The organism is Streptomyces sp. PA03-6a (assembly GCF_033792765.1).
Lineage (GTDB): Bacteria > Actinomycetota > Actinomycetes > Streptomycetales > Streptomycetaceae > Actinacidiphila.
The window spans coordinates 1-8,243 of the sequence record NZ_JARAVK010000329.1 but is presented as its reverse complement, the minus strand read 5'-3'; the positions used below and the strand labels follow the sequence as shown (position 1 = coordinate 8,243).

General features: G+C 75.2%; 6 protein-coding genes. 5 read left to right on the top strand and 1 reads right to left on the bottom strand.

The features are described 5' to 3' along the window. Positions 1–287: 287 nt before the first annotated feature. A complete protein-coding gene (locus tag PV350_RS41675; RefSeq protein ID WP_499514013.1) occupies positions 288–938 on the top strand; it encodes a cysteine hydrolase family protein in 651 nt (216 codons plus the stop codon). A 13-nt stretch (positions 939–951) separates the two neighbouring features. On the opposite strand, the gene PV350_RS41670 is transcribed toward PV350_RS41675, so the two are convergent. After that, positions 952–2,877: an alpha/beta hydrolase family protein gene (locus tag PV350_RS41670; RefSeq protein ID WP_500338616.1), complete on the bottom strand. Its 1,926-nt coding sequence runs from the start codon at positions 2,875–2,877 to the stop codon at positions 952–954. 346 nt (positions 2,878–3,223) lie between these two features. On the opposite strand from PV350_RS41670, the gene pstS reads away from it, so the two are divergent. The 4 genes from pstS (at position 3,224) to PV350_RS41650 (ending at position 8,142) form a co-directional block, all read left to right on the top strand. Then, on the top strand, positions 3,224–5,419 hold the full coding sequence (gene pstS / locus PV350_RS41665) for a phosphate ABC transporter substrate-binding protein PstS (RefSeq protein ID WP_500338614.1): 2,196 nt from the start codon (positions 3,224–3,226) through the stop codon (positions 5,417–5,419). 331 nt (positions 5,420–5,750) lie between these two features. Beyond that, positions 5,751–6,461, top strand: coding sequence for a DUF2470 domain-containing protein (locus PV350_RS41660; protein WP_499514010.1), 711 nt, complete (start codon positions 5,751–5,753; stop codon positions 6,459–6,461). Between the two features lie 126 nt (positions 6,462–6,587). Then, positions 6,588–7,478, top strand: coding sequence for a sigma-70 family RNA polymerase sigma factor (locus tag PV350_RS41655; RefSeq protein ID WP_500338613.1), 891 nt, complete (start codon positions 6,588–6,590; stop codon positions 7,476–7,478). 34 nt (positions 7,479–7,512) lie between these two features. Further along, entirely contained in the window at positions 7,513–8,142 is a 630-nt protein-coding gene (locus tag PV350_RS41650) for an alpha-ketoglutarate-dependent dioxygenase AlkB (protein ID WP_499514008.1), read from the top strand. Positions 8,143–8,243 lie beyond the last annotated feature (101 nt).

The window sequence follows — 8,243 nt, the reverse complement described above, 5'->3', positions numbered from 1 at the left end:
GCGCCCGGTGTCACCGGTGGGTGCTCACCCGACGGCCGGCCGGACAGCGGTCCGGACGGAGGGCCGGTGGGGCGTTCGGGCGGAGGAGGTATGGAACTCACGGCACTCTCCCCAGACGTGGGGCAGCGGGAATTGAGGTCGATTCCCGTGCGCCCTCCGATTCCATTATGTGCACCCTTCCGGAAAGGCGGCAGTGGGGCATCCGCGAAGCTGTCGCCGCCGCACCGGCTTCCGTGGCGTGACCTGCTGCGCAGGTGGCCCTGCGGGTCGGGGACGAGAATCGGTACATGGAAGCAGTGGGATACACCAGCGCGAACACCGGTCTCTTGCTGATCGACCCGTACAACGACTTCCTGTCCGACGGCGGGAAACTGTGGCCCCGCGCGAAGGCGGTGGCCGAGCAGGTGGGGCTGCTCGACCACATGCGTGAGGTGCTCGCGGCCACCCGGGCCCGCGGAATCCGGACGTTCTTCGTCGCGCACCGCCGCACCGCCCCCGGGGACTACCAGGAGTGGGAGCACCTCTCCCCCGCCCAGGAGGCGACCGTCAAGGGGCAGGTCTTCGCCCAGGGCTCCTGGGGCGGCGAGTTCCACCACGACTTCCAGCCCGTGGACGGCGAGATCCAGGTGCACGAGCACTGGTCGTCGAGCGGCTTCGCCAACACGGACCTGGACTTCCAGCTGAAGCAGCACCGGCTGTCGCGCATCGTGCTGATCGGGATGCGGGCCAACACCTGCGTCGACACCACGGCACGCTTCGGCCAGGAGCTCGGCTACCACGTCACCCTGGTGCGGGACGCGATCGCCGCCTTCAGCCCGGCGGAGATGGAGGCGACCTTCGAGGTGAACGCGCCGGTCTACGCGCACGCCATCCTCACCACGGAGGAGTTCCTCGACGTGCTGCCGCCCTGCACCGAGGAGTACGGGGCAGGGCGGTAGCGGCGGGTGCGGGTCAGGGCTGCTGCGGGGCGGTGAGCCAGCGGTCGTACCAGGCCACGCTGCGGCGCAGCAGGTCCAGCAGATGGCCGCGTCCGCCGATCATGTGGCCCTCGCCGGGGTAGACGACGAACTCGTGGGGGACGCCGTGGTGGCGCAGGGCCCGGTGGAGGAAGAGGCCCTGGCTGACCGGCACATTGGTGTCGTCCTCGCCGTGGAGGATCAGGACCGGGGTACGGACACGGGAGGCGTACGAGACGGGGCTGACGCGGTCGTGGGGGTGGGGTCCGGGGCCCTCCCAGCCGATGCTGCCGCTGCCCGCCGACTCCCGGACGGCCCCCTGCTCGCCGGTCGCGGCCAGCATGCCCCAGTCGCAGATGCCGGCGCCCACGATCGCGGCCTTGAAGCGGTCGGTCTGCGTGACGGCCCACGCGGCCAGGTAGCCGCCGTGGCTCCAGCCGCCGATGCCGAGGCGGTCGGGGTCGGCGACGCCCTGGGCGACGAGGAGGTCGATGCCCTCGGTGATGTCGGTCCATTCCGCCCCGCCGACGGCGCCGTCCGTCGCGGTGGCCGCGAAGGCGTGGCCGTGGCCCTCGCCGCCGCGGGGGTTGGGGAGGAAGACGGCGTAGCCGGCGGTGGCGAGGAGCTGGCCGGGTGGCAGGTCGATGTGGAACTGCCATGAGTCGCTGTAGCGCCCGTACGGGCCGCCGTGCGCGAGGGTGATCAACGGGAAGGGGCCGTCCTCGCGGGTGCGGCCGGGCGGCAGGAGGAGCAGGCCGTCGAGGGCGAGCCCGTCGGAGGCCTTGTAGGAGAGGCGTTCCTGGCTGCCCCACGGGATGTCGCGGATCTCGGGGCGCGTGTCGCTGATCCGGGTGAGCGGGCCGTCGGGCGGTCCGGTGTGGACGTCCTTGGGCTCGTACGCGGTGCCCGCGAGCACGGCGACCGTCCCGCCCGTACGGCTCGCGGTGAGCGCGTGGACGATGCCCGGGCGGGTGTGCAGGCGGCGGAAGCGCCGCTCGCCGGGGTCCAGCCGGAACAGCGCGGTGTCCAGGCCGTCGGCGAAGACGGCCAGGGGCGGGCCGTCGGCGACCTGGAGGAGTTCGGTGGGGCAGACGGTCATGCCGGCGGTCAGGTCGCGTGCCTCCGGCCGGGGCCGCTGCTCCGGGTCGGCCGGGATCACGCGGTCCAGGACGGCCGGGGAGCCGACCAGGCCGGGCGGGGTGGTGGCCAGGTGGGCGAGGTGCCAGCCGTCCTCGGCCCGCCACCAGACGGGGCGCTGCGCCGCGTGCCCGGCCGGGCCGAGGTCGTGGACGGTGAAGGCGGCGGTGTCGACGAGGTGGAGCTCCGCGGTGAGCGAGCCGGGGTCCTCCTCCACGCACTCCCAGGTGAGCACGGCCAGCATGCCGCCGTCGGGGCGCTCGGCCACCTCGACGACGTGCCGGTCGCCGAGGGTGTCGAGGGTGCGGACGGCGCCGCTGTCGAGGTCGAGCAGGCGCAGGCGGGCGGAGGGCTCGGGGCCCGTCCGCTCGGTCCACACCATCACGTCGTCGTCCTCGGCCTCGTCGGGTGCGTCGGCGGCGATCAGGGCGACGGTGCGGCCGTCGGCGAGCGGCAGGTGGTTCGCGATGCCGCCGGGCCAGGCGGTGAGGGCCTCGGCGGGGCCGTCCGGTCCGCCGTCGGCGGCGAGGCGTACGCGGTGCAGTTGCCCGCCGGTGACGAAGAGGACCGCCGCCGAGTCCGGGGTCCAGCGCGGGGCGCCGATCCAGCTCGTGCCGTCGGTCAGCTGCCGCGCCGGGGCGCCGCCGTCGGCGGGCACCGCCCACAGGGCACTGGCCAGGCGGTCCGCGATGGCGAGGGGCCGCGCCGTGTGGACGACCGTGCCGCCGTCCGGGGAGAGGGCCGGGAACATCGGTATGACGCTGTCCAGGACCGTCCTTGCCACGATGTCGCTCTGTGCCGTCAATGTGCCCTCCGCAGCGTCCACTTGGGTCTCGCGTTCCTCCTGCTGGGAACCGATCCTGCCGCAGCCCGCGACCCGTGGATAGGCTCGAAGGATCATGGAGCTGTCGCCGACGAGGCCGGACCGCCTCGCGAACGGCTGCCCCGGCGCCCTGCCGGCGGCGGGGGGTGACCTGCTCCCCGGGGTGCGTGCGCACGCGGGTGATCGCGCTGGAGGGCAAGGAGTTCGCGCTCGGGCGGTGAGGTCCGGGCTGCCCGGTACGGGCCCCTGGTGAGGGGCCGCTCCCTATGCTGTGTGCTGCTGCTGGGCGCGGGGAGGGAGCGACCGGGTGACGCTGGTGGAGGGGGATCCGCGGTCCGTCGGCGGGTACCTGCTGGAGGGCAGGCTGGGCACGGGCGGGATGGGGGTCGTCTACCTGGCCAGGTCGGTGTCGGGGAGGGCGCTGGCGGTCAAGGTGGTCCGTCCCGAGTTCGCCGAGGACGCCGGCTTCCGGGACCGGTTCCGGCGCGAGGTGGCGGCCGCGCGGCGGGTCAGCGGGGCGTTCACGGCGCCCGTGGTCGACGCCGACGCCGACGCGGAACAGCCGTGGCTGGCCACCCTGTTCGTATCGGGACCGGCGCTGTCGCGGCGGGTCGCGGAGCGGGGGCCGCTGCCGGCGGAGGAGGTCCTGGGGCTGAGCGCGGGTCTGGTGGAGGCGCTGCGCGACATCCACCGGGCCGGGCTGGTCCACCGCGACCTGAAGCCGGGCAATGTGCTGCTGGCGGAGGACGGGCCGCGCGTCATCGACTTCGGGATCGCCCGGGCCGCCGACACCGAGCGGCTGACCAGGACCGGGACGATGGTCGGCACGCCCGCCTTCATGGCCCCCGAGCAGTTCCGTGCGGGCGCCGTCGGCCCGGCGTGCGACGTCTTCGCGCTGGGTTCCGTCCTGGTGTACGCGGCGACCGGCCACGGCCCGTTCGACGGCGACAGCTCGCACGCGATCGGGTTCCGTGTGGTGTACGAGGAGCCGGACCTGACCGGGCTGCCGGAGGAACTGCACGCCTTCGTGGCGCCGTGCCTGGCCAAGGACGCGCAGGAGCGCCCCTCGGTGGAGGAGCTGCTGGCCTTCCTGACGCTGGCCCGCGCCGGGGGATCCGGGCCGGACCCGGAACCCGCCCCGCCGGAGCCGGAGGAGCCGGAGCCCGACGAGCCGGAGCCCGACGAGCCCGGGTCCGGGCCCGGTCCGGAGCGCTCCCCCACCCTGGCCGACCGCCCCCGGGACACCGCCACACGGGTCATCCGCCCGGTGCCGCGCTCCGGGGCGTTCGGGCCGCCACCGGTGGACCAGGCGGGGCCCACCGGTCCGGTTCCGGCGCCGCGCGGGCGGGCCCGCGGCAGACGGGTGGCCCTGGCGGCCGGCGCCGTGCTGGTCGCCGCGTCGCTCGCGGTGGGCATCCCCCTCCTCGTCGACCGCGACGGCTCGGGCGGCAAGGACGGGAACGGCGCGGCGGCGCAGGGCCCCTCGGGGAAGCGGAGAGCGTCCTCCGGGGAAGCGTCCTTCTCCTGCCCGGGGGCCGGGGACGCCCTCGCGGGCGGCGGGGCGAGCGCCGTGAGCGGCGCTGTGGACGCGTGGACCGCCGGCTTCCAGGCGACCTGCCCCGGCTCCACGGTCTCGTACCAGCCGACGGGCTCGGGCGCGGGAACGATGGCGTTCCTGCAGGGGACGGCGGACTTCGCGCTCTCCGACGTGCCGCTGGCGACCGGGGAGGTCCTGCAGTCCGGGAAGCTCTGCACGGGCGGCGGCAAGGCCGTCGACCTGCCGTTGCTGGCCACGCCGGTGGCGGTCGTCTACCACCTGCCGGGGGTGGACGGGCTGGTGCTGGACCCGCCGACGCTGGCGAAGGTCTTCGACGGGCGGATCACCCGCTGGAACGACCCGGCGATCGCGGTGCTCAACCCGGACGTCGCCCTGCCGTCCCGGGCGATCACGGCCGTCCACCGGGCCGACGCCACCACCAGCACGAGGACGTTCACCGGGTACCTGCGGGAGGCGGCGCCGGACGCGTGGCCGTACGAGGCGGCGTCCGACTGGCCGGGGAGCGCAGCAGAGGGCGTGGCCGGCGCGGACGGTGTGGCCGCGCGGGTCGCGCAGGAACCGGGCGCGATCGGCTATCTGGACTTCGCCTCGGCCGGAGGGCTCGACGCGGTACGGCTGGACACCGGGGCGGCCGAGCCGGTGGCGGCCGCCGTCACCACCGCCACGCGCGCCCTGGCCACCGCGCGGACGGCGGGGAGCGGCGGCGGCCTGGCGCTCGACCTGGCCGGCACGGGCGCGGCCCCCGGCGCCTACCCGATCACCCGGGTCGGCTACGCCGTGGTCTGCGACAAGGGCAACGAGCCCGCCTCCCTGGAGACGTTGAAGGCGTTCCTGCTGTACGCGGTCAGCGGTCCGGGGCAGACCGCCGCCGAACGCCAGGGTCACGCCCGGCTGCCGGCGGCGCTCGCCGCGAAGGTGCGGGACGCGGTACGAGCGCTGGGCTGAGCAGCCGGAGGCCGCCGGGGTTGTCGTACGCGCTGGTGGCGGTTGGCGTCGGCGCCTTCGCTGCGGGTGCGGCACCGCTGTCGGGGTTCGGCTCCGGCCGCCTCGACCACGGGCTCGGCGGCTGTTCACGGCGGGCTTCGGGCCTCGTGGCGCTGTGCGTGGGAGCGGGGGCGGTCTCACGCCGGCCCGGTCGCCGCGCCGTGGTCCGCGACGTGAGGAGGGAACGCGCCCGCGTGCCGCGCCGCGCACGTGCGGCCCCGTGGGGGATGGCGACACCCGGGCACATGTGGTTAGGTTAGGCAAACCTAACCTAGCTCTTGCGGAGATCCGGATGCGCAGCAAGACCACCACCCCCCTCGCTCCCGCCCGGCCGACCCACGCCGAACGCATCCGGTCCGTCCTCGCCTCGGCCCACTCCATGACCGTGGTCACCGACCGGGAGCGCACGGAGGTCACCCGGCTGACCGCGCGGGCGCTCGCCGGCCACGTCCATCTGCACCCCCTCGAGACGGCCTTCGGCCCCGAGAGCACCCCGATCTCGCTGGAGTTCACCGACGTCGCCCCCACCCCGGTACGGGACCGGGTGCGGGCCCGCGTGACCGTCACCGGCTGGACGGCCGCGCCGTACCGGGCGGACGCCCCGGACAGCCAGTGCGTGCAGTTCGTGCACGCGAGGCTGGAGACGGCGGAGGGCACCGCCTCCGTGGGCCTGGCCGAGCTGACGACGGCGGAGGCGGACCCGCTGGCGACGGCCGAGGCGGGGATGCTGACGCACCTGGTGGACGACCACGCGGAGCTGGTGCCGCTGCTCCTGCGGCTGGTGCAGCCCGCCCCCGCCCCCGGCGCGCGGCAGGTCCTGCCCGTGGCCGTGGACCGTTACGGGATCACGCTGCGCGTGGAGTACGCGAACGGCCACACCGACGCCCGCCTGCCCTTCCCGTCCCGCCTGCAGAACGCGGACCAGGCGGGGAGCCAGATCCAGGCGCTGCTCAACAGCGCCCGCCGCGCGTCGCACCGGGGACGGCTGTTCGCCGGCTGGTGACCAGGGGCCGCGGACGCCGCCCCTCCGTGGCCCCGGCCCCCGTCACACCCCTCTGTCACATTGGAGGCGACCGGTTCGTCAGTGCGCCGAGGGAAGCCGGCGGAACGCGACGAGGGAATGGGACCGATGGACGACAAGGAGTTCCTGGCGGAGCGGTTCGAGGAGAACCGGGCGCACCTGCGGGCGGTGGCGTACCGCATGCTGGGGTCGCTGGCCGAGGCGGACGACGCCGTGCAGGAGGCGTGGCTGCGGCTGAACCGGGCCGGGGCGGACGGGATCGGGAACCTGGGCGGCTGGCTGACGACCGTGGTGGGCCGGGTGTGCCTGGACATGCTGCGCTCGCGGACCTCCCGGGGCGAGTCGTCGCTGGACGACGTACGGGTGCCCGATCCGGTGGTGAGCCGGGAGGACGCGGCCGGCGACCCGGAACATGCGGCGCTGCTGGCGGACTCGGTGGGGCTGGCGCTGCTGGTCGTGCTGGAGACGCTGTCGCCCGCCGAGCGGCTCGTCTTCGTGCTGCACGACATGTTCGCGGTGCCCTTCGAGGCGATCGCCCCGATGGTCGGGCGCACGCCGGCGGCGGCGCGGCAGCTGGCCAGCCGGGCGCGGCGCCGGGTGCAGGGGGCCGCACCGGCGCCGGACGCGGACCTCGGCCGGCAGCGGGAGGTGGTCGGCGCGTTCCTGGCGGCGTCACGCGCGGGCGACTTCGAGGCACTGGTGGCGGTGCTCCATCCGGACGTCGTGCTGCGCGCGGACACCGGCGCCGCCTTCCCGGGGGCGACCCGGGAGGTGCGCGGCGCGCGGACGGTCGCGAGCCAGGCGCTCTCCTTCCGGCGGACTGCCCTGCACGCACGGCCGGCACTGGTCAACGGGGCGCCGGGGGTGGTCGCCGTGGCGGAGGGCCGGGTGGTGTCGGTCATGGGCTTCACGATCGTGGACGGGCTCGTCGTCGAGCTGGACATCCTGGCCGATCCCGAGCGGCTGGCCGGGCTCGACCTGGCCGCGTTCGGCGAATAGCTCATTTGTTCGATTGAGGGGTTACCCTGGACGCATGACCGCACCGCTCCAGGGATCGCTCTTCGACCAGACCGACGAGTTGCTGCTCGGTCCGCTGGACGGCCTCCGGCGGACCGGGCTCGGCAGCGGCGCGTGGGTCGACCTGCTGCCCGGGTGGCTGCAGGGGGCCGACGCCCTGTTCGAGGAACTGGCCGGCTCGGTCCCGTGGCGGGCCGAACGACGGCAGATGTACGAGCGGGAGGTGGACGTACCCCGGCTGCTGGCCTTCTACGGGGAGGGTGAGCGGCTGCCGCACCCCGTCCTCGACGAGGCCCGGGCCGCGCTCGACGCCCATTACGCGGACGAGCTCGGCGAGCCCTTCGTCACGGCGGGGCTCTGCTTCTACCGGGACGGCCGGGACAGCGTCGCCTGGCACGGGGACCGGACGGGACGGTCGGCGACCCAGGACACGATGGTGGCGATCCTGTCCGTCGGCGACCCGCGCGACCTGGCGCTGCGGCCCCGCGGCGGGGGCGCGGCCTCGATGCGGCTGCCGCTCGGGCACGGCGACCTCGTGGTGATGGGCGGCTCCTGCCAGCGGACGTGGGAGCACGCGATCCCCAAGAGCACGCGCGCCGTGGGACCGCGGATCAGCGTCCAGTTCCGCACGCGCGGCGTCCGCTGACCCCCGCCCCGCACCCCGGTGCCGTATCCGTACAACCTTTCGCCCACGGCCGTGGGTCAACGTCTGCGAGCCCCGGGAGCGGGGTCCAGGGGATGACGGGG

Excerpts from the sequence above, each read along its gene's own strand:
- PV350_RS41675 (WP_499514013.1), top strand. The coding sequence starts at position 288 with ATGGAAGCAGTGGGATACACCAGCGCGAACACCGGTCTCTTGCTGATC.
- PV350_RS41660 (WP_499514010.1), top strand. The coding sequence starts at position 5,751 with ATGCGCAGCAAGACCACCACCCCCCTCGCTCCCGCCCGGCCGACCCAC.
- PV350_RS41655 (WP_500338613.1), top strand. The coding sequence starts at position 6,588 with ATGGACGACAAGGAGTTCCTGGCGGAGCGGTTCGAGGAGAACCGGGCG.
- PV350_RS41650 (WP_499514008.1), top strand. The coding sequence starts at position 7,513 with ATGACCGCACCGCTCCAGGGATCGCTCTTCGACCAGACCGACGAGTTG.